The 20807-nt window shown below is 57.9% G+C and carries 17 protein-coding genes and 3 pseudogenes; 11 read left to right on the top strand and 9 right to left on the bottom strand.

Annotated elements, in window-relative coordinates; all coding sequences use genetic code 11:
- Positions 1–56: 56 nt before the first annotated feature.
- Positions 57–1496 carry a hypothetical protein gene (locus AACY45_RS04080; RefSeq protein WP_339544267.1) on the bottom strand — a complete coding sequence of 480 codons (1440 nt, stop codon included), beginning with the start codon at positions 1494–1496 and terminating at the stop codon, positions 57–59.
- 622 nt (positions 1497–2118) lie between these two features.
- Positions 2119–3141: a zinc-dependent alcohol dehydrogenase family protein gene (locus tag AACY45_RS04075; protein ID WP_339544266.1), complete on the bottom strand. Its 1023-nt coding sequence runs from the start codon at positions 3139–3141 to the stop codon at positions 2119–2121.
- A gap of 267 nt (positions 3142–3408) precedes the next feature.
- On the opposite strand from AACY45_RS04075, the gene AACY45_RS04070 reads away from it, so the two are divergent.
- The gene (locus AACY45_RS04070) at positions 3409–4323 is read left to right on the top strand and encodes a LysR substrate-binding domain-containing protein (protein ID WP_339544265.1); all 915 of its coding nucleotides are present in this window, start codon (positions 3409–3411) and stop codon (positions 4321–4323) included.
- A 153-nt stretch (positions 4324–4476) separates the two neighbouring features.
- The gene (locus AACY45_RS04065; protein ID WP_339544427.1) at positions 4477–5745 is read left to right on the top strand and encodes a tyrosine-type recombinase/integrase; all 1269 of its coding nucleotides are present in this window, start codon (positions 4477–4479) and stop codon (positions 5743–5745) included.
- Between the two features lie 78 nt (positions 5746–5823).
- On the opposite strand, the gene AACY45_RS04060 is transcribed toward AACY45_RS04065, so the two are convergent.
- Complete coding sequence (locus AACY45_RS04060) at positions 5824–6435, bottom strand: dimethylsulfonioproprionate lyase family protein (RefSeq protein WP_339544264.1); 612 nt, start codon at positions 6433–6435, stop codon at positions 5824–5826.
- Between the two features lie 187 nt (positions 6436–6622).
- Here AACY45_RS04060 and AACY45_RS04055 point away from each other — a divergent pair.
- Positions 6623–7064: pseudogene (locus AACY45_RS04055) on the top strand (tyrosine-type recombinase/integrase); the annotation flags it as partial.
- A gap of 439 nt (positions 7065–7503) precedes the next feature.
- On the opposite strand, the gene AACY45_RS04050 reads toward AACY45_RS04055, so the two are convergent.
- On the bottom strand, positions 7504–8310 hold the full coding sequence (locus tag AACY45_RS04050) for an SDR family NAD(P)-dependent oxidoreductase (protein WP_339544263.1): 807 nt from the start codon (positions 8308–8310) through the stop codon (positions 7504–7506).
- A 104-nt stretch (positions 8311–8414) separates the two neighbouring features.
- Positions 8415–10037, bottom strand: a complete 1623-nt coding sequence (locus AACY45_RS04045) for an APC family permease (RefSeq protein ID WP_339544262.1) — start codon at positions 10035–10037, stop codon at positions 8415–8417.
- Positions 10038–10361: 324 nt separating this feature from the next.
- Between AACY45_RS04045 and AACY45_RS04040 the strand changes: the two genes are divergently transcribed.
- Entirely contained in the window at positions 10362–11201 is an 840-nt protein-coding gene (locus tag AACY45_RS04040; RefSeq protein ID WP_339544261.1) for a helix-turn-helix transcriptional regulator, read from the top strand.
- Between the two features lie 115 nt (positions 11202–11316).
- Entirely contained in the window at positions 11317–11520 is a 204-nt protein-coding gene (locus AACY45_RS04035; protein ID WP_339544260.1) for a hypothetical protein, read from the top strand.
- Between the two features lie 322 nt (positions 11521–11842).
- Here the strand turns inward: AACY45_RS04035 and AACY45_RS04030 are convergent, their stop codons facing one another.
- On the bottom strand, positions 11843–12022 hold the full coding sequence (locus tag AACY45_RS04030; RefSeq protein ID WP_339544259.1) for a hypothetical protein: 180 nt from the start codon (positions 12020–12022) through the stop codon (positions 11843–11845).
- Between the two features lie 154 nt (positions 12023–12176).
- On the opposite strand from AACY45_RS04030, the gene AACY45_RS04025 reads away from it, so the two are divergent.
- The 6 genes and pseudogenes from AACY45_RS04025 to AACY45_RS04000 all read left to right on the top strand — a co-directional run.
- Entirely contained in the window at positions 12177–13877 is a 1701-nt protein-coding gene (locus tag AACY45_RS04025; RefSeq protein ID WP_339544258.1) for an FAD-dependent monooxygenase, read from the top strand.
- Between the two features lie 11 nt (positions 13878–13888).
- Positions 13889–14071, top strand: coding sequence for a DUF2783 domain-containing protein (locus tag AACY45_RS04020; protein ID WP_339544257.1), 183 nt, complete (start codon positions 13889–13891; stop codon positions 14069–14071).
- 124 nt (positions 14072–14195) lie between these two features.
- Positions 14196–15542, top strand: a complete 1347-nt coding sequence (locus AACY45_RS04015; RefSeq protein ID WP_339544256.1) for an MFS transporter — start codon at positions 14196–14198, stop codon at positions 15540–15542.
- A 156-nt stretch (positions 15543–15698) separates the two neighbouring features.
- Positions 15699–16526 (top strand): helix-turn-helix transcriptional regulator, encoded by an 828-nt coding sequence (locus AACY45_RS04010; protein ID WP_339544255.1) that lies wholly within the window; start codon positions 15699–15701, stop codon positions 16524–16526.
- 91 nt (positions 16527–16617) lie between these two features.
- Positions 16618–16746, top strand: a pseudogene (locus AACY45_RS04005) (acetyl-CoA C-acyltransferase); the annotation flags it as partial.
- A gap of 132 nt (positions 16747–16878) precedes the next feature.
- Positions 16879–17530 (top strand): annotated as a pseudogene (locus tag AACY45_RS04000) (SirB1 family protein); the annotation flags it as partial.
- Here the strand turns inward: AACY45_RS04000 and maiA are convergent.
- From maiA to hmgA, 3 genes are read right to left on the bottom strand one after another with little or no spacing between them, the layout of a single operon-like run.
- A complete protein-coding gene (gene maiA / locus AACY45_RS03995; RefSeq protein WP_339544254.1) occupies positions 17512–18147 on the bottom strand; it encodes a maleylacetoacetate isomerase in 636 nt (211 codons plus the stop codon). The pseudogene AACY45_RS04000 and the gene maiA sit on opposite strands and share 19 nt — an antisense overlap.
- 11 nt (positions 18148–18158) lie before the next feature.
- Entirely contained in the window at positions 18159–19463 is a 1305-nt protein-coding gene (gene fahA, locus AACY45_RS03990; protein WP_339544253.1) for a fumarylacetoacetase, read from the bottom strand.
- Positions 19464–19466: 3 nt separating this feature from the next.
- Entirely contained in the window at positions 19467–20771 is a 1305-nt protein-coding gene (gene hmgA, locus AACY45_RS03985) for a homogentisate 1,2-dioxygenase (RefSeq protein ID WP_339544252.1), read from the bottom strand.
- Positions 20772–20807 lie beyond the last annotated feature (36 nt).

Here is a 20807-nt window from a genome sequence, read left to right as displayed (position 1 = left end):
CGCCTGGCCGCCATTGCCGCGGCCCATGTTGTTCAAATCAGTCAAACCGGGCTCCTTCAAGGTCGCGCTGACAGTGCATTGAGCGCGTGCACCAAGGCCCCGCTATTGGAGGCCGGAGCACCAGCCTCCCGCACAGGACTGCGGCGGTACAGTGCCCGCATCAGGTTGATCGGCAGGCCGCTGACATCCACCATCCAGTGCATGACCTGCTCCGGTGCGGCTTCGCCCTGCAGGGCTTTGTGCAGGTCGCCCATCGCCACCAGCATCCCGGGATGGCAGCGCCGCAGAAATCTCTCCAGTCCCGCGCCCTGGCCGACAAAAGGCGCAAACAACAGGCACACCACTTGGGTTTCGCACAAGCCCAGACTCTGCTGGAGTTCGGCATTGGCCGCGGTGCGCTGTTCGGCCAATGCCAGGGGATTGTCGTAGAGCGCCGAGACCTCCTGGCAAACAGGCTCCGGTACGCCTCTTTTGCGCATGAGCAACAACCCGCGCTGCACGTACTGGGCAACGCCGCGTTCATAGGGCTGGCCCTCCAGGTAGCTCGCCTGCAAACCACGGCAATGGGCCGACAGCAGCGCGCTGGCGTAGTCGTTTTCCCGCAGGGAAACCTCTGCCTCCTCCGCCTGCAGGCCGAAGAACTCGTTGAGCAGCAACCAGCGCTCTGGCGCGTTGCCCGTCACCAGGTCCTGGATATCGATAAAGGTGGTCCCGCGCCGCGCGTCAAAACCCGCCTGGGGTCGCCAGGCCACGGTTTTTTGCTCGGCGTACAGCTCGCGGTAGCAATCGTTGTCCAGGTGCTCGAGGCTGCTCAGTAGTCCATCCATGCTCAGTGCCGGCTCCGCCAACGCTGGCAATCGGGCACGCTGGGCTGCCCGCGCCAGCCCGGCCAGGAACTGCCGCTGCTGGCGCGCCGTCGCCCCGCCCACCAGGGCATCGACACCGCCCTGCCAGCGGCTCATCTGCCCATAGAACTCGCCGGTGGCCAGGTAGCCGTCATCACAGGCTTCATAGGGGCTTGCGGGGTCACGCAAATGGCCGAGCAATAACAGGCTGTAGCGATTCCACTCCCGGCCGGCGTCGGACAACGCCGATAAATGACTGAAGGGCAATACCTCACGGTTATCGACCATCAACACCTCGACGCGCGGGTCGTCGTAGACAAACAGCGCTGCATAGCTGCGGTGAATGCTGTCCATGATCGCCGGTGTCGTCGTGCCCATGCGCAGGGTTGCCACCCGTAGGTGGAAGGTCGCTGGCGACCGGGCGGCGATGCTCAACTGCGCGGCACGCAGCAACGCCAGCGAGTAACAGCTGTCCTGGGTGCCGGAGTGGGCCAACAGCACCTTGAAATGCTCCATTCTTTCTGGGCCACCGGCCGCTACCAGTAAACGCTGGATGAGAAGTTGCAGTGCTGTGCGCTCTGCCCGGGAGAAGAAACTCAGCAGACGCGTCAATACTTGGTGATAGACATTGTTCATCGCTGAATCATGCATGGCGCTCATCGTTATTTACCTGATATTCAATAAGTCGGTATCAAAAGAACATGGCTCAACCGCTGTGGCGGCGATCGATGTTGGTTGATTAATGCGTGTCGTAATTATCGGTGTTCAGATGCTAGCATTTTGACTCCAGCAACCATTTGACACTATTGCCTGAACAGCATTGGCACGACGGAAAGTTCGCCTGCAGACGCCTGAAACCAGGGCTTTCAGGCCCGCAAGGAAAGGCCTAGGACAATTCCGACAACTTCCCACAGATAATGAGCACGCAAAACCAAGAAGCCATAACTCGGCAAAAATTCGGCAACTAGTCTTTAACTGCATTACTTGCCCAATACCCACACCCGGCGTGGATGAGCAACACGCGCTCCACCCGGTACCGTTAATAGCCCCCACTAAAACAAAAGGCTCAGCCATGACTCATTCCTTGAGATGAAAGTGATCATTCAATTATCAGGGCTTGGTTATTGATTAGAAGATACAGATCACAGACAAAAACCAGTTCAGTTGCTGAACAGCTTGTTTATCAGGGGGGCGGCCGCGGTGTTTACCAGGGCCCATAACGCAACAGCCCGCTTTCGCGGGCTGTTTGTGTGGTGCTGACCTCGGGTGGACCTCAGGTGGGCTCGACCAGAATCGCCACCCGCTCGCGACACGGACACTCGTCCATGTAGCGGTGCGCCTCGACGAACTGGGCAAACGGGAAGACCCGGGTCTTGAGCGGCAGCAACACGCGGTCGGCGGTCAATTGGTTGATCTCGCGCAGGGCCCGTTGCAGCGCGGCCTGGTCCTGGATGATCCCCAGCTCCGGCTTACCGGTGAAGTTGCCGATGCAGTGCACGAAAAACTGAATGTTCTTCTGGAACGCCGCACAAGCCGGGAATGGCGTCTGGTTGCCGCCTTGCAGGCCATACAGCACCAGGCTGCCCCGGGGCGCCAGCACGTCGCCAAGCAGCGACATCTGTGGGCCACCCAGGCCGTCGAACACCACGTCCACGCCGCGGTTGTCGGTGAGCTTGTTGATCTGCATGAGCAGGTCCTGCTCTTCCGTGACAATCACCTTCTCGGCACCCAGCGACAGCAGGTACTCACGTTCTTCGGCCGTCTTGGTCGCGGCAATCACCCGCACACCCAGGGCCTTGCCCAGTTGCACAAAGGACGGGCCGGCGCAGTGGCTGGCGTCGGTCACCAGGGCAAACTGCCCGGGTTTGACCCGAGCCAGATCGGCGTAGGCAAAATAGGCGATCAGCAGGGGCGTGTAATGCACCGCCGCCTCGATCGGACTCAGGACGTCGGGATAACGGGTCAGCGCCGAACGCGGCAGCACGATCTGCTCGCCGTACACCGGGTAGTCATTGGGGCTTTCAGCTGGGAAGCTGGCTACCTTGTCGCCCACCGCCAGATCATCCACGCCTTCACCCAGGGCCGTGACCACGCCCGCCATCTCATGCCCCAGCCCGGAGGGCAGTCGTGCATGGGAGGACGCCAGGTTCTGCCGCCAGAGGATGTCATACCAACTGACGCCTATCGCCTCGACACGCACCTGTACTTCACCGGGTGCAGGCAGGGCCGCCGCATGCTCTTCGCATTTGAGCACCTCGGCTGGACCAAATTTGTGAAAACGGATCGTGCGGGACATCGCAAACCTCGTCAAAGAAACCTCTAATGCCATGAACTTTATCCGGGCTTTGTAGCCAAGACCATCAGTGGCTATTAATAGTCGACATGCCTGTCATTGATTCCGCAGCGGCGGCAATCCGTCAATCCATCTAGAAAATCGAACCAGCATTGTGGGAAAAATGAATTACTCGGTGCAGAGTAACAGCCTTTCCCCGTAAGATTCATGCCGGTCATTGTTCTCAAATGACCGCTCTCGTCAAGTTTGCTGACTCTGCCAGGACTCCAGATGAATCGTAATGACCTGCGTCGTGTCGACCTGAACCTGTTGATCGTGTTTGAAACCCTGATGCACGAACGCAGCGTAACCCGTGCCGCCGAGAAGCTGTTCCTTGGCCAGCCGGCCATCAGCGCGGCCCTCTCGCGCCTGCGGGGGTTGTTCGACGACCCGCTGTTCGTGCGCACCGGACGCAGCATGGAACCCTCCGCGCGCGCGGTGGAAATCTTCGCCCTGCTCTCCCCGGCCCTGGACTCGATCTCGACAGCTGTCAGCCGCGCCGCCGAATTCGACCCCGCCACCAGCACCACGGTGTTTCGCATCGGCCTGTCGGATGACGTCGAGTTTGCCCTGCTGCCCATGCTGCTCAAGCGCCTGCGCGCCGAGGCACCGGGCATTGTGCTGGTGGTACGCCGGGTCAACTACCTGTTGATGCCCAACCTGCTGGCCTCGGGGGAGATCTCCATTGGCGTCAGCTACACCACCGACCTGCCGGCCAATGCCAAGCGCAAAGTGCTGCGCCGCAGCCAGCCCAAGCTGCTACGCGCCGACACCGTGCCCGGCCCCCTGAGCCTGGACGACTTCTGCGCCCGCCCCCATGCGCTGGTGTCGTTTGCCGGCGACCTGAGCGGCTTCGTCGATGAAGAGTTGGAGAAACAAGGTCGCAAACGCCACGTAGTACTCGCCGTGCCGCAGTTCAATGGCCTCGGCACCCTGCTGGCCGGCACCGACATCCTCGCCACCGTACCGGACTACACCGCCGAAGCCCTGACCGCCGGCGGCGGCCTGCGCGCCGAAAACCCACCGCTGCCGACCCGCACCTTCGAGCTGCACATGGCCTGGCGTGGGTCCCAGGACAATGATCCGGGGGAGCGTTGGTTGCGGTCGCGGATTCAGATGTTTTTTGGGGACCCCGATAGCCTGTAATGGAGTTCCAGTAAATTCCATAAAACTGTTTTATAACAAGAGGTTATTGGTAATTTAAGTCCATTGCCGTCTGTCTAAATCCAATCGATTCCAGGACTCATGGGGGCATAATTGGGGGCAAATTTCGGTTCCTTAAAAAGGATGCCCCCACCGATGCCCCCAGATAATGCGGTCGTTTTCAAACGAAAACTCAGCGATGCCTTGATCCGCTCGCTGACCGAACCCGGCAAGCACGCCGACGGCGAAGTCCCTGGTCTCTACTTGGAGGTGAGGGCGTCGAGCAAGGTCGGCAAATCCCCTTCCAAGGTTTGGCGATTGAAGTATCGGCTGCATGGCAAGGAAAACCGCTTCTCCATCGGCGCTTACCCCGACATTGGTCTCAAGGAGGCGCGCGACATTGCCCGTGGCGCACGCCGCGACGTGGCTAACCACACTGCACCGCTCAAGGCCAAGACCGCCAAGATCGAAGCACACCTGCTCAACGAGGTGCGCACCTTCGAATACGTAGCCAAGCAATGGTTGGCATTCAAGTCTGCCGAACTGGTGACCAAATCCATCTCGGGGTTTAACGGAGCGCTGAACAACCACATCTTGCCCGCGATTGGTAAAAAACCGGTCAGCGAGATCAAGCTGGAGCACATCACCACAATCATTACCGAGTTGCGCCGCCAGCGCACCATGGCCATGGCCCGGCGCGTGCGTACCATCATCCGTGCCGTCCTGGGCTTTGCCGAGGGGCGCGGGTGGGTGGAACGCAATGTGGCGCTCAGCAACATTGAGGAGTTGAAGATCCGCCATGTCGTGACCAGCAACCCAGCGATCGAAAGGCCGGCCGACCTAGGCAGGTTTCTCCTGCGTCTGGATGACTGCAACGACGGCAGCGTTGCCGCCGCAATGCGCCTGCTGGTTATGTTGCCGGTCCGCCCAGGCGAACTGGTGCAGATGCGCTGGGAAGATGTCGACTTGGTGGGCGCCGATTGGCGTTATGTGGTGAGCAAGACCAAGCATCTGGACAAGAGCAAACACATCGTGCCGTTGCCTGAGCAAGCCTTGGTTCTGTTACGCGAGCTACATAAAACCCGCGTGGTGGATGAAGAAGGCAAAGGCTGGGTGTTCGTCTCGCCGGTCTATCCGGGACGTCCCATAAACCCGACCTCCATGCTCAAGTCCTTTCAGCGCATCTGGCCGGAGTACGACATCACATCCCACGGCTTTCGCGCCACCTACCGGACCATTGCCCACGAGCATTTGGGTATAGATCCTATCGTGCTTGAACTGTCGTTATCCCACCGAATGCCAGGTGCGCTCGGGGCAGTGTATGCACGGGCTCAATTGCTGGCGCAACGCCGAGAGGCCACCCAACAATGGGCTAACTACCTAGATCAGTTGCGGCAAAACGCTACGCGAGTAACGACAGATTGATGATACGACGGCAGAATCAGAAGTCCACAGCCAATCGGACGGCAAGCGTCTGTACTCTTATAACGAGGCGCTAATGCATCAGCCCCACAGTGCCAGAAGTGGAACATCCGTCGACTTCATTGCATGGACACAGGATGGGGGGTTGAAAACCAAACCTCCTGATTCCGAACTCCACCAGCCCACGTCCTGCCGATACCAGTCGCCTGGCGAAAGAACCAGATAGAACTCGGCGGGGGGATGTTGGTGATAGGGGTAGCAGGTCGCAGGCATCATGATTGCCAGTCCCAAGGTCAAGCTGGAGCATTCGAATAACCCTCCGGGGCCGGCGATCATCCCGTGGCGATGGCGTTCCACGAAAGCGCTGTCCTGGTCGGCCCAAGCTTGGCGGTTTATCCAGGTGACGTGGGGCAAGAGCTTGCCTAACGCGTCCCGTATCGATACCAGGTCATCATCGGTCCTGGGCGCTGCGTCAAGTGCCTCGGATAAATGCCCTTCGAGGAAGCCCGGCAGCGCACCTGAAATCTCCGCAGTTTTCCTGATTGTCCATTGGGCGGTATCCAGACCCGCGGCGTGTGCTTGCGCCTGATCGCAACCACTGCCCGACAGGACGTTCTGAAGCGAACGCCTGAGCACGTCGCCGCTGCTGATAATGTCCTGAGCCCACGCTTGAACTCCAGTGTTGTTCATCATCGTTTCGACCCCATTTCCGAAGCCGGAATCGAACCTTTCCCTTTGTTATTGAAAATAAAGGGAAATTTTTAGTTCGTAAATTTTTCTATCTCTATGTGTACCCTCAGTCTCGAGCAGCCTCATTAGACCACTACAATTAGGGCTGTGCCTCTAGCTCACGGGGACAACCCTTGTGCAATTCGGCCACTACCACGTGTTCCTATCTGCGTTTGCAACCCACTATTTCAGCAAACTTCGTCAGCTCACAGGACTCTCTCAATGGTGTTTCCCCCCAAAGCATCATAATTGGCATGCCGATCTCAAGGTCGTCAGCAAACAGGTTGGGGACCCCAATCACGTTTCAAAAATCGCAAGCCGCTAGCACGTCGCCGACATGATGACACCCTGGTACTGCCTGGTGGTTTGAATGGGGAATGAACACCTCATGACTTGAGACGAGCCGGTGCAACCATGATGCAAGCCTCGGGGGTAAGCCTTGATGTGATAGACCGGTGCCAGAACCACGAGCTGGCAGGCGGGTCCGCCGTCACTACTTACACCATGATTATGCCGCAGAAAGAAAAGAAGCTTGGAACCTGTTGAGCGACAAGCTCATTGATATCTTGATAGGCCAGGATGGAGGGACTTGAGACACAATAAGAGATGTCATCGCCTCCGCCATCTTTATACGACAAAGCCCTGATTTTTCAGGGCTTTGTCGTTTCTGGTTTTTGGAAAAACCTGCCAGCCCACACTTCAGCCCACACCCTGGCTGAAGTATTGCTTTTCGACCAGCGGCTAACTTTTCGAATGGTCTCTTGCCTACACCTACAGACCTGAAGAACGGGTTTAGAGGCAGCTTCCGCAGGAAGCGCCGGAACGGAAACAGAGGTTGTGATTGTTGGTGCCGACGCCGAATTGACCCAGTTACCGAGATGTCACTGACCCAGTCTGATTCCTCGCGAACCAATACCTGTCCTGGATTTGTGCCGATTTGAAGATGGGTCAGTCTTGCGTCGGCACGTGGGGCAATTCGGCATCGGCGTCAACAGTCGTGGATGGTCAATCGCGAAACAGAATGAAGCAAATTCAGCGTGTACCGAGCGCATTCAGCTTCTGCATCAGCGAGGCGAGACCACGCGGCGGCAAGAACGTCGGGGTGCTTGCGCTCAAGATATCTTTCATCCGCCGCTCTATGTAGGGATGATAATCCTCCCCGTGGGTCATGATGTAAAAGTGCTCGTCGCGAATCGCAGCGAGCACTTGCTTGCCAACCATACGCGGGGTCAGGCCCTGCTTCAGTTGCTCTGCGTACCAATCGTGCACGACCCGCGCAGCAGGGTCGGTGGTCGTCGGCGAATCGCTCGCCAGATCGACCGGACGATTGCGCTGTGACGCGAGAATGTTGGTGTCCACGCAACCTGGACACAACAACGATATCTTCGGTTTGTAACGACCATGCCGAAGCTCCCAATATACCCCTTCAGACAACGCCACCACTGCAGACTTCGACACGCCATACAACGTGTTGTCATCAGATATCAGCCCTGCGGTCGAAGCTGTATTGACGATGTGCGCCTCAGCGCCCTGCTCGATCATGATCGGTAAGAACGAGCGGAGCCCATGGACGCCCCCCATCAGATTCACACCCAGGATCCAGTTCCAGTCGTTAAGGCTATTGACCCAGCTGGGACCGGCGCGGACGCCGACACCAGCGTTATTGCACAGCACATGCACCGCCCCATATTTGCGCAGCGTCTGCCGCGCCAGCTCTTCAACTTGATCCGCTTTCGAAACATCGCACAGTACAGAATGCACATCGGCACCGGCGGCGCGAAGTAAACGCGTCGTTGCCTCGAGCGCAGACTGCTCAACATCGCTCAATACGACCTTCATGCCCGCCGCTGCGGGAATAACTTTAATTCATCTTTCACCATCCCGATGCTGCCTTCCATACCCTTGAGGATTGACTCTTTCGAGAGTATGGAAAGCCGCGTTTATCAAACGTAATCAGGGATGGTGTCAGCCGATGCGCTCTGGCGGTTGGCCATGAGCGCGCCAATCACAGCAGCAGCCAAAACCAGCAGCGGCAAGATCGGGGTGATGGCGCTGCTGCCACCGGTGAGCATGTCGAAGTGGTACACTGCCAGCCCGGCGATACCGCCCAAGCCTGCCAACGCCACCAGCGAACACAAGGTGGTAAACAGGCCTGGCTTGAGCTCTGGGTGACGCTTGAAGAAGAACAGCGTAGCCAGAGCTGTCATGGCCATCAGCACGATGATGCCCAGGGTCGCTACAGCGGAATTGAGGGTGAACATGACCAGTACCGGATCAACTCCACCGATGGTGAAAATGGCAAGCAGCACAGCAGCCACAACGGTTTGGGTCACTGAGCCACGGTGTGGACTAGCGAAATGCTCGTGGGCAACGCCCAGCCCCTTGGGCAGCAAACCTTCACGCCCCATTGCGAAAAAGTAGCGGGACACTGCGTTGTGGAAGGCCAGCAGACTGGCGAAGGTACTGGTCACAAATAGAACTTGCATTGGCAGAACCATGCCCGCACCAATGTAGTGAGCGGCCTGATCGAACAGCACGGTAGTCGGGTCGCCGCTGGTGAGCAGAGGCATGACCTTATCGATACCGATACCGTTTACCAGTGCCCAGGTTGATACGGTATAGAACAGGCCCATCAACAGTACTGACAGGTAAGTTGCCCGCGGAATAGTTTTGCCCGGGTCGCGGGCCTCTTCGCTGTAAATAGTGGTGGCTTCAAAACCGATAAAAGCGGCAAAGCACAGCAACAGGCCGGTAATGGGTGCGCCGCTGCTGGCAACCTCATACGAGAACGGACGCATCGTCATGCCAGCGTCGCCACCCGAAGCCATGATCCCGCAGTCCAGCAACATGACCACCAGATACTCACCAGCCACCAGCAAACCGAGAATCTTCGCCGACAGGTCGACCTGGCGATAGCCCGCCCAAGCGATCACGGCCATGGCTACCACCGAGTAGAACCACCAAGGCAAGGTTACCGCAATCATCGGCTCGACCAAGCCTTTGGCGGCAGTGCCGAACAAGCCGTAAAGGCCAATCTGCATAGCGTTGTAGGACAACAGGGCAATCATGCCCGCCGCACCCGCTGCGGTTTTGCCCAGGCCGCGACCGGAGAAAGCATAAAAGGCGCCCGCATTTCGTACGTGCTTGGCCATTGCGGTATAGCCGACGGAGAAGGTCAGCAGAATCAAAGTGGCGATGAGGAAGAGTGTCGGAATGCCACTACCGTTGCCAAACAGCATGGTCACCGGCACACCGCCTGCCATGGCCACTAGAGGACCGGCCGCAGACACCACGAAGAAGGTAATGGCCAAAGAGCCTAGCGCACCTTGTCTTAGGCCGCCCTTAGTTGCGGCACTCGAGGTAGGGATATTTGCGTTCATCATCGCCTCTTTGCGATAAAAGGAATGGAGATTTATGGTTCTGGGTTTGTTTTTGTAATATTCACTCGTCCGGTTGCAGCTGCGATATATCCCGGGCAGGTTCAGATCATTAATGTCTTCATTCAGAAACTGCGAACAATCGTGGTCAGCTGCAGCTGAACCACCGTTGATTTTTCGAAGTCTCAAAGGGTCTCACTTGCCCCCCTTACAGGTACAGTACGCCGCCCCGCTTCACCCGGCATCCCCTTGAAGGGGGACAAGCAGTGTCCCGTGTGGAGCTAGTGTGACAGAGGCCATGCCTAGGCTATTCAGGGGCTTTTGCGCACAAACTCCGACGGAATTAGCGCAGGTGCGGTGGGGATACGCCTATCTGTTTTCGCTTGGCGGCAGCCTGGCGGAAGAGTAAAAAAGATGGCATGTGAACGCTTGCAGTGCTATCGGTTTGAAACTGACTCCAACAACAAAGCAGGGTTGCCTGAACCGGCAAGGCCTCGAAGCAGGAAGTGCTCCATGAATTGCAATGCGAACGAGATCGCGGAGCTGGTCGGCAGTATTGGCAACAGCCGCTTCACCAGGACGTTCTACGACCTGTGCTGTGACTGGTTGAACATCGACCGCTGTTCGGTTTTCCGGATTAACGCGTTGGGTCTTCCGGAATGCATGATTGCCGAAGGCAGCCAACCGGAATCACACATCATTATCCGACGCTTGGCTCAAGAATACAGTGAAGGCGGCTTTCGCCAGGATTCAAACTGGCCTACAACCCGCTTAAAAAATGGCCACCAGACCGTCTACTCCATCGCCCCTGTACGCATTCTGGACAAAGCTTACCGCCGCCGCTTTTACGATGAAGCCTCGGTTCGCCATGAAGTGGCGGTGATTTCCTGCATCGACGACCAGATGCTTTACTGCAGTTTTTTTCGCAATGCCGACCAACAGGATTTCGATAGCAAAGACATCCAGCATGTGGAACAGTTGAGCAGCCTGCTGATGAGCGCATTAGGCAAGCACGCTGAAATCACCCAGATGCGCGAATACAGTGCGCCAGCCCGCACCAAAGCTAGCAAGCTGTGCCCTGAGCGCCGCGAACGTATGCGCATCGAACTGCGTGAACTGCTTCTGCTCGATCCCGGTAAATTGACGAAGCGTGAAGCCGATATCTGTGCCTCGATTGCATTAGGTTATACCGCATCGGGCATCAGCCTGCAGTTGGGTATCTCGATCCATACTGTGACTACCCACCGCAAACGCGCCTATGCCAAACTGCGTATTTCTTGCCAGAACGAGTTGTTCACGCGCTATTTCGACAGCGTACAGCAAGGTGTTTTGCTGAATCAGGGGGGGATGTAGCAATGCCCGGAAAGCAAGACCAGCGCAGCCTCTATCCGTAGACCTTGATCAACATGCTCTTGGTTTCCAGATAACCCGACAGGCTTTCACACCTCATATCACGATCGATCCCGGATTGTTTGGTACCACCCTCCGGCAGTACCGGGTGCGGGAAGCCTTCGGTATTGACTGCCTACTTGCTGTTTTTCAGGCGCGGAATGACTTGGTGCACGCGGCTGATGTTTTCACTCTAGACATTGACCACCAGACCATAGACGGTGTCATTCGCCAGCACCACCGCTTGGCTCAAATCATCGCATTGATCAGCGGCCCGATCTGATTTGTGGGGTCCAGCCCGGCACCCGCCATCTGATAGAACACACTGCGCTGTACAAGCAGCTACTTTTTTCAGTTGGATTAGCTTCGATGCTTTGAATGGCGATTGGCTGCCCATCATCAGTAATTATCAATTGAGTGAGTTCCCCTCGACGCTCTCCGCAAAACTCAAGCGCAACTCGGAGCGATGCCGAAAACACGAAAAACGTTATGATTTTTGTGCTTTAAGTAAATGATTTTTCCTTATTTTTTTACAACCTGAAATTGCCGCGCTAACAGGCTCATGTGTGACCGAGCGCGCCAGCGATCACATTTAGAATGAAGACCTATCGCTTCCTCCGTAACAGCGAACTGATCAGGTTATCTTCAAACAGTTCAGCCTCCTCGATATAACCGTACACGATGCTGTCATCCCGCCAGCCGCTCTGGCGCTTGATCTCGAGAAAATCCGTGCCGGCCCGATATGTGCTGACGGCCAAGCCGCGGCGCAGGCTGTGGTTACCCATTTCGACGTCGACAACTCATAGCCATTCCGTTAACCGTCAAAGCGGATTCAGTTGTCCCGTTAAGGGGACATCCGTTGGATGTCATCTCGCGTAAAGTTATTTACACATCCAAGGGTCTTGGGCTCAAACAAAAATAAACTGGAAGCGCATTGCCATGCATCGTCCCCATAACGAGCCACGACGCTCGATCTATTACAACTATCAAGTCTTCCCCGCTTACACGGACAGCGTTGGATCCCCGCACATCCAGCGAAAGCCAGTGGTGGTGGTGGGCGCAGGACCGATTGGCCTGACGACTGCACTGGATCTGGCCCGCTATGGCATCCCCTGCGTGGTACTGGAGTCAGAACTGCAAGTCAGCGAAGGAAGCCGAGCGATTGTTTTCACTCGCCGCTCGATGGAAATTCTCCAACAGGTGGGTGTGGCCAAGCGTGTCAGTGAAATGGGACTGCCATGGAGTTGCGGTAATTCGTTCTACCGCAACCAATTGGTGTTTCGTATGGAAACACCGCAGGATCCGGATGATCGCTACGCGCCAATGACCAACCTTCAACAGCCGTACCTAGAGCAATTCCTCGCTGAGGCCGCAGAGGCCAACCCATTGGTGGAAATCCGCTGGGGCAACCGCGTCACAGCGCTGGAACAGCAAGCTGATTTCGCCCGACTGGAGATTGATACCCCGACCGGCAGCTACCACCTGGACGCTGACTGGGTAGTGGCTGCCGACGGCGCACGCTCAGCGATTCGCTCGCTACTCGATCTGAAACTTGAGGGTGCGTCCTATGAGGGGCGTTTTGTAATTGCCGATATTAAGATCGATCTAGGCCTACCCACCGAACGCCTGGCCTATTTCGACCCGGTCTGGAACCCCGGTAATACCGTGTTGATGCACCGCGAGCCCGGCAATATCTGGCGCATCGACTACCAACTACCAGAAAATGAAACCCCCGAGCAAGCGCTACAACCTGAATCGTTGCGCGAGCGCATCAACGCTCAGCTGGAGATGCTGGGCGTCAAAGATCCAAAATGGGAAATGGACTGGAGCTCGGTGTACTCGGCCCGCGCCCTTACCCTGCCGGAATACATCCACCAGCGAGTCATATTTACGGGGGACGCCGCGCACCTGCTCCCGATTTTTGGTGTGCGCGGAGCCAACACCGGTTTCCAGGACTGCCACGATCTGGTGTGGAAACTGGCCTTAACCATCAAAGGGCTGGCAGGGCCGAAGCTACTCGACTCTTACACTGAAGAACGGGTCAGCGCAGTGCGGGAAATCATCAGCGAGGCCGGCAAGAGCACGCGTTTTATGGCTCCGCCGACGCCCGGCCACCGCCTAGTGCGTGATGCCGTTCTGTCGTTATCACTGACTCAGGAGTTCGTCCGTCCGCTTTACCACTGGCGCACCTCGCGGCCGCACGACTACGCAGAATCAGTGCTCAACAGCCAGACTGACGACAACGACCGTTTCAAGGCCGGGCCACGCAATGGCGCACCGTTGTTCAATATCAAACTGGCCGAAAACGACTACCTGTTCGACCATCTCGGCGCTTGCTTCTATCTACTCTACTTCACCGACAGCACTTTCATTCCGGGCGATCTACAGGCAGAGGCACAGGCCATTCGCAGCAGCGGCGTGCCATTCCAAATCATCGCAGTTGCGCGAAACGCACAGACTAGCGTCAGTGGTGCAGACCAAGTGATCGAAGACACCTCCGGCCATATTGGCAGCAAATACGGTATCACCCAAAACGGAGCCTACCTGGTTCGTCCCGACCAACACATTTGTGCCCGGTGGCAACATTTGTCGGCCGAACAACTGCACACCGCCATCGAAATCGCCTTGGGTAAGAACTGAGAGGAACAGCAATGAATGCACTGACCGTACAAGATTTAGAACTGATTTACGACGTGCTGGCTGATACTTTGGATCAGGTCACTCCGGCCAAGGCTGAGCTTTTCCTAGTCAAGCTTGCGCTCCTAAGTGCCCAGACAATCGGTAATGCGCATACATTTACCGAGCTGACCCAGTCGGCACTACAAGACCTGTAACGGCAACCTGAGCAGACCGCGCAATGCGGCCTGCCAACAACGCTCATGCCGCTGTACCAGCATAGATGGCCAGCGCTGGCGCAGCGACTGGTAAGGCTCTACCTAATAATAATCAGGAGCTGAAATGCATCAGAGTTCTGCACATATTACAACGACCGAAACCGCCAGCGCCCAGCAAAAGGTTATGCGCAAGGTATTCAGACGCCTGATTTGGTTCCTGTTCCTGTGCTTTGTTCTGTCCTTTCTCGATCGCATCAATATCGGCTTTGCCGGCCTGACCATGATGGGCGATCTAGGGCTTACTAGCACACAGTTCGGCATAGCCACAACGGTGTTCTACATCGCATATATCGCCTGCGGCATTCCCAGCAATATTGTCCTGGCAAGGGTGGGCGCGCGCAAATGGATCGGAAGCTTAATGATCGCCTGGGGTCTGGCCTCGACAGCCACTCTGTTCGCTACAGATGCCAACAGCTTGTACCTGCTCCGGGCTCTGGTCGGCATTACCGAAGCTGGCTTCCTACCCGGCATTCTGCTGTATCTGACCTTCTGGTTCCCAACCGCCTACCGCGCACGAGCCAATGCCATGTTCATGGTTGCCATGCCCTTTACGGCTGGATTCGGTTCGGCCATCTCGGGGCAGATACTGAGTCTGAATGGTACATGGGGCATGCACGGATGGCAGTGGCTGTTTCTGCTCGAAGGCATGCCCTCGGTGATCATGGGCTTTGCGGTGTTCTACTACCTGAACGACAAGCCTTATCAGGCGCGTTGGCTGGACACCGAAGAAAAATATCACCTGCAGCAAGCACTGGCTGCAGACATCTCTTCACCAGGCAACGCTGCACAGGAAAAAACCGTAAGTCTGATGCGCGAAATGCTCTCGCCCACCGTACTGCTGTTCAGTCTGGTGTATTTCTGCCTGGTCAACACCTTGGCCATGATCGCCGTCTGGACCCCGCTGATTATCAAGAGTATCAGTGCCGCCGACAGCAGTAATAGCACCATCGGCTTTCTGGCTACCATTCCGCAGATATGCACCATCATCGGCATGATTATCTGGGGACTGCACTCGGATCGTACCCAGGAACGCAAATGGCATCTAGTACTGCCCATGCTGCTGGCCGCCGCCGGCTGGATATTCGCAGCCTATGCCGGTGACTCTCTGGGACAGCTGTTGGGCGTGTGCATGGCCGCCACTGGCTCCTACACCGCCATGTCGATCTTCTGGACCACGCCGGACCATGCCTTGAGCTTCAAGGCGCGCGCCATTGGCATTGCCATAATCAACGCCGTGGGCAACATCGGCTCAGCACTGAACCCGCTGGTGGTGGGTTGGCTCAGGGACCTGACTCAAAGCTTCACCGCCGGTATTGGGTACGCCGCCGCTCTGTTGGTGGTCGGATCGCTGCTGGTCTTCCTGCTGCCCATCCCCGCACCGGCCAAGAACACTGCCTTTAAATCACGTTGACAGCCACTTGAACGCGAGCCTGGTCGACAACCGGGTGTCAGTCGAGCCACTGTGGCTTCTTGCCTGTGACAAAAGAGGCTACAGTGCCTGCTCAGGTCTATCCTTCTCACCGACAAATACCAGAAAGCGCCCATTCAAGGGCTTCGGGAGTGCACCATGGAATATTGGCCCTTGCGAGTGTCTAATAGCGATTTCCGCCTGAGCGTCGACGAGACGGTGAGCTTGCTATCCCGCGTGGGTGAGCGGCAAGGCAAGATGCTGGCAGGGGATATGCTCAAGCTGGTCAGTACTCAAGTGCCATTGGCTCAGTGCACGATTTTTGCTTATACCCCCAATCGCAGCCCACAAATCATTTCTTTTGCCGACCGCGCCCGTATGCCGCAACTATCGAAAATCTCCAACAATTACGCCGAACGCTTCTACAGTTTGGATGGCAACCAGCAAGCCATGGCAACACGCATGACAGCATCGACTTCCGAGCGCGTCCTGGTGCAACGCCAGTCGGTTGAAGATATCGTCCACCGGGATTATCGGCGTATATGCTACGAGCTACCGCAGATCTCCGAGCGGGTCGCCCTGCTCACCCACTGTGACGGTGGCCGCTGGCTGTCGGTCAACTTATATCGTGGCCGCGAACATGGCCACTTTTCTGTCAACGAGATTGACTTCATTGAACACGCGGCGCCGCTGGTGATACAAATAGTCCGGCTTCATTACCGTGCCTATCTCGAAGCCAATGAGATGCCGGCACTTCTCAGCGAACGGGTGATAAAAATGTGCCCGGAACTGACCCGACGCGATCAGGAGTTGCTGCAGTTGATGCTAGCGGGTTACGACGTTGAGACTATAAGCTCGAGTATGGGTATTCAAGGCTCCAGTGCCGCCACCTATATTAAGCGCCTGTACCGCAAGCTAGGCATTTCCGGCCAACGCGAGTTGCTTGCGCTGGCCATCCAGCCCAAGTGGCCGGTCATGCTTCACTGAATCCGAAGAGGGGCCGGTGTACTTCCTGGCACCCTCTTCCAGATCAGCGTCAACCGCGAGTGAATCCATAATCTGAACCATTCCTATGGATGGCATGACTGGTGCGCGCCTGGTTGGAAACGCACTGCTCGAAGGTAAGCGTCGCGGAGTGAAGTTTGTAGTCGTATCGATGTGTATCGGAGGCGGCATGGGCGCAGCTGAGTCATTCGAAGTCGTCTAGGTCATTTTAGCAATACCCTAGTTTCAAGAATTTGGGACGATCCAGAATCAGATCGGCGGTGGGCACACCGCCCCACGGCATATACTCAGCCGGGCTGAAAATGCCCAGTGGCAGGTTGCTCAGCGAGAAGTCGGCATGCCCATGCTGCCTGCGGATGAACTCGGTCAACCGCTGCTGCGGTGTATGAATGACCTCGGGTTTGGCCAGGATGACTTCACCCCTCTGCGCCCCGCGCCGCTGAACAAGGTGCTACAGCGTAAACGCGGGCAGCCCCTGGCCATGGGGTTGATTGCCATGGAGCTGGCACGACGCCTGAACATCCCCATGGTGGGCGTGAACTTCCCCGGGCACTTCCTGCTGCGGGTGCGCGGTGCCGATCACCTGCTGGACCCGTGCGGCGGCCGACGCCTGTACCCCCGACGATTGCCGCGAACTGCTGCAACGCCAGTACGGGCCCGACCTCAAGTTGCAGGCCGATCACCTGCACACCGCCGATCCGCGTTCGATCCTGCAACGGCTGTCGCGCAACCTGCGCCAACTGCATCTCTCCAACGACAACCCGTTGGCCGCCCTGGTGGACGCCGAGCGTGTACTGGAACTGGGCAGCACCAATGACGCCGATTACCTCGCGCGGGCCAGCCTGTACCAACGCCTGGACTGCCGCAACGCCGAACGCGTTGACTTGGAACAAGTCCTGATGCTCAGCGAAGACCCGATCCAGTGCCTGCGCCTGACCGAGCGGCTTGCCCGCACCCCCATTTGGAATCAGGGTGTGTCAGGTTGATTGGCGGGATGGGCCTGAATAAACGCCGGATGCTGCGCCGCCAACCCCGCCACCCGACCAATGCGCGGATACGCCGCCAACGGCACCTTGAAGCGCTCCGCCGCGAACAGCTGGGGAATCAGGAACGCATCCGCCATCCCCGGCCGCTCGCCAAAGCAAAACCCCGCATTGCCAATCAACTGCTCCACTGCGCCCAGCCCCTGGCTGATCCAATGGCCGATCCACTCCAGCAATTGCGCCTCATCGTGCCCCCATTGGCGCAACAGGTTCTGCGTGCTGGAGTTGTGCAGCGGGTGGATATCACAACCGACGATCGACGCCACCGCACGTTCATGGGCGCGGGCTGCCAGATCCTTGGAGAGCAGCGGCACCTGTGGATAACGCTCCTCCAGGTACTCGATGATCGCCAGCGACTGAATCAACAGTGCCCCCTCGTCCGTGCGCAACGCCGGCACACGGCCCTGCGGGTTGATCGCCAGGTACTCGGGTTGGTGATTCGCACCGCCCGCCGGCAACAGCAGGTTGACCGGCACGGCCGTAAAATCCAGGCCCTTGAGCGCCAGGGCAATGCGCACCCGGTACGACGCGGTGGAACGGTAGTATGTATAGAGTTCCATGCCCTGCCCTCTTAACGCGCCGCGACCACGGTGCCGCGGCATTCGCCGAAGCCGATGGAGGCAAAACCCTCGCGACGGCACCGGGCGCGCAGGATGATTTCGTCGCCATCCTCGAGGAACTTGCGCACTTCGCCGGACGGCAATTCCACTACTTTCTTACCGCCTTCGGTCATCTCCAGCAGGCTGCCGAACTGCCCGGCCTCAGGGCCGGACAAGGTGCCGGAACCGAACAGGTCACCGGCCTGCAACTGGCAGCCGTTGACGCTGTGGTGTGCCACCAACTGCGCGACGGTCCAGTACATATGCAGGCTGTTGCTCAGGGCTAGGCGATGAGCCGGTAGGTCCTGTTCGCGCATGGCAGCGGTGGTCAGCAGCACTTCCAGTTCGATGTCCAGCGCGCCGGCGGCCTGATCACGTTTATCCAGCAAGTACGGCAGCGGTTGCGGATCGCCCTCGGGACGGGCCGGTTGCGCCTTGCGGAACGGCTCCAGTGCTTCGGCCGTGACGACCCAAGGCGAAATGGTGGTGATGAAACTTTTCGACAGAAACGGCCCCAGCGGCTGGTATTCCCAGGCCTGGATGTCCCGTGCCGACCAGTCGTTGAGCAGGCACAAACCGGCGATGTGCTCGGCGGCGTCAACGATGGCAATCGAGTCGCCCATCTCATTGCCCTGGCCGATCCAGATGCCGAGTTCCAGCTCATAGTCGAGACGCGAACAGGGACCAAACGTTGGTTCGGTCTGACCGGCTGGCAGGGTCTGGCCTTTTGGGCGACGTACATCAGTACCGGACGGGCGAATGGTCGACGCTCGACCGTGGTAGCCGATCGGCACGTACTTGTAGTTCGGCAGCAGCGGATTGTCCGGGCGAAACAGTTTGCCGACGTTTTGCGCGTGCTCGATACCGACGTAGAAGTCGGTGTAGTCGTTGACCTTCGCTGGCAGGTGCATCTGGCAATCGGCGGCCAATGGCAGCAGTTTTGCGCTTTGCAGTTCGATTTTGCTCTGTAGGGTGCAGCCCTCAGCGAACAGTTCCAACAGACGCTCACGCAACGCAACGCGGGCACTACGTCCCAGATCGAAGAACGCGTTCAGGTGACCGCAACATGTTGCTTCGACTGCCGTGCGTGCGGCACCGTCAAACAAGCCGGCGTCGAGCGCCGCTTGCAGATCAAAGATATGCTCGCCAATAGCCACGCCGCTGCGCGGTGCCGAACCATTGAGGCTGAATATGCCCAGCGGTAGGTTTTGCAGCGGGAAATCAGCATGGCCGTTGGCGGAGGCAACCCAGCTGCGAGTGATTGAAGTCTGCGTCATGGGTTATCTCCGGGTCGGGTCGAAAGTGGCGGGCAGCGAGGCCCAGCAAGCATCGTAGGTGTTTTGCAATTGCGGGCAGTCGAGGGCGAAGCGGCTTGGGCGCAACACCTGACTGGTCTCGAACATGAAGGCCATGGCGTTGTCGATTTTGCTCGGTACAAGCGCGGCACTGATCGCCTTGATGCAGGTTTCGCCGTCCGGCCCGTGAGCGCTCATGCAACTGTGCAACGACGCACCGCCCGGCAGGAAGCCTTCGGCCTTGGCATCGTAGCTGCCCTGGATCAGCCCCATGAACTCGTTCATCAGGTTTCGGTGGAACCATGGTGGACGGAAGGTGTTCTCGGCGACCATCCAGCGCGGCGGGAAGATCACGAAATCAAGATTGGCCAGACCGTGGACACTGGTCGGCGACGTGAGGACGGTAAAGATTGACGGGTCCGGATGATCGAAGCTGACCGTGCCAATGGTGTTGAAACGGCGAAGGTCATACTTGTACGGCACGTTATTGCCGTGCCAGGCCACCACGTTCAGCGGCGAATGGTCGAGCTCGCAGGCCCAGAGTTCGCCGAGGAATTTCTGTACCAGGGTCGTTGGCTGTTTGAGATCTTCGTAATGGGCGACTGGTGTCAGGAAGTCTCGCGGATTGGCCAGGCCGTTACTGCCAATCGGCCCGAGGTCTGGCAGACGCAGCTGCGCACCATGGTTCTCGGCCAGGTAGCCGCGGGCTTGCGGGTCGAGCAGTTCGATGCGGAACTTCAGCCCACGCGGCAGCACGGCGATCTCCAGCGGCTCCAGCTCGAGCACGCCGAGTTCGGTGGCGATACGCAGCCGACCCAGCTCCGGCACCAGCAACCACTCGCCATCGGCGTTGAAGAACACGCGCTCCATAGAGCGATTGGCGCAGTAGTGATAAATGCTGATCCCCGCCGGTTTTTCCGCACCGGAGTTGGCCGCCATGCTTACCAGACCGTTGATGAAATCGGTCGGCTCGGTCGGAATATCCAACGGGTTCCAGCGCAAGCGGTTGGGCGTCACGTCGCCCATCGGACCGCCGGCCAATTGCCGCTCCAGTTTGACAAATGCCGGGTGATTGGCCGACGGCTGAATGCGGTACATCCAGGTGCGCCGCGCTTCGCTGCGCACCGTGGTGAACGCCGTACCGGAGAACAGTTCGGTGTAGAGACCGTAAGGGGCATTTTGCGGGGAATTCTGGCCGACGGGCAGTGCGCCGGGTAACGCTTCGCTACTGAATTCGTTGCCGAAGCCTGATTGGTAAACCAGCGCTGGCGCTGTTGAATCGAGGTTCATGGAGCCTCCCGAGCAGGAAATAGGTCGCGGCCCATC

The organism is Pseudomonas sp. RA_35y_Pfl2_P32 (genome assembly GCF_963970735.1).
In the GTDB taxonomy this organism is placed as follows: domain Bacteria; phylum Pseudomonadota; class Gammaproteobacteria; order Pseudomonadales; family Pseudomonadaceae; genus Aquipseudomonas.
The sequence above is the reverse complement of the archived record's forward strand: the minus strand, read 5'-3'. Positions and strand labels throughout refer to the sequence as shown.

Bases quoted from the DNA above. Each gene is read 5' to 3' on its own strand.
- AACY45_RS04030 (WP_339544259.1), bottom strand. From the start codon at position 12,022: ATGGGTAACCACAGCCTGCGCCGCGGCTTGGCCGTCAGCACATATCGG.
- AACY45_RS04060 (WP_339544264.1), bottom strand. From the start codon at position 6,435: ATGATGAACAACACTGGAGTTCAAGCGTGGGCTCAGGACATTATCAGC.
- AACY45_RS04010 (WP_339544255.1), top strand. From the start codon at position 15,699: ATGGAATATTGGCCCTTGCGAGTGTCTAATAGCGATTTCCGCCTGAGC.
- AACY45_RS04070 (WP_339544265.1), top strand. From the start codon at position 3,409: ATGAATCGTAATGACCTGCGTCGTGTCGACCTGAACCTGTTGATCGTG.
- AACY45_RS04025 (WP_339544258.1), top strand. From the start codon at position 12,177: ATGCATCGTCCCCATAACGAGCCACGACGCTCGATCTATTACAACTAT.
- AACY45_RS04065 (WP_339544427.1), top strand. From the start codon at position 4,477: ATGCCCCCAGATAATGCGGTCGTTTTCAAACGAAAACTCAGCGATGCC.
- AACY45_RS04020 (WP_339544257.1), top strand. From the start codon at position 13,889: ATGAATGCACTGACCGTACAAGATTTAGAACTGATTTACGACGTGCTG.
- AACY45_RS04015 (WP_339544256.1), top strand. From the start codon at position 14,196: ATGCATCAGAGTTCTGCACATATTACAACGACCGAAACCGCCAGCGCC.
- AACY45_RS04040 (WP_339544261.1), top strand. From the start codon at position 10,362: ATGAATTGCAATGCGAACGAGATCGCGGAGCTGGTCGGCAGTATTGGC.
- AACY45_RS04050 (WP_339544263.1), bottom strand. From the start codon at position 8,310: ATGAAGGTCGTATTGAGCGATGTTGAGCAGTCTGCGCTCGAGGCAACG.
- AACY45_RS04075 (WP_339544266.1), bottom strand. From the start codon at position 3,141: ATGTCCCGCACGATCCGTTTTCACAAATTTGGTCCAGCCGAGGTGCTC.
- fahA (WP_339544253.1), bottom strand. From the start codon at position 19,463: ATGACGCAGACTTCAATCACTCGCAGCTGGGTTGCCTCCGCCAACGGC.
- AACY45_RS04080 (WP_339544267.1), bottom strand. From the start codon at position 1,496: ATGCATGATTCAGCGATGAACAATGTCTATCACCAAGTATTGACGCGT.
- maiA (WP_339544254.1), bottom strand. From the start codon at position 18,147: ATGGAACTCTATACATACTACCGTTCCACCGCGTCGTACCGGGTGCGC.
- hmgA (WP_339544252.1), bottom strand. From the start codon at position 20,771: ATGAACCTCGATTCAACAGCGCCAGCGCTGGTTTACCAATCAGGCTTC.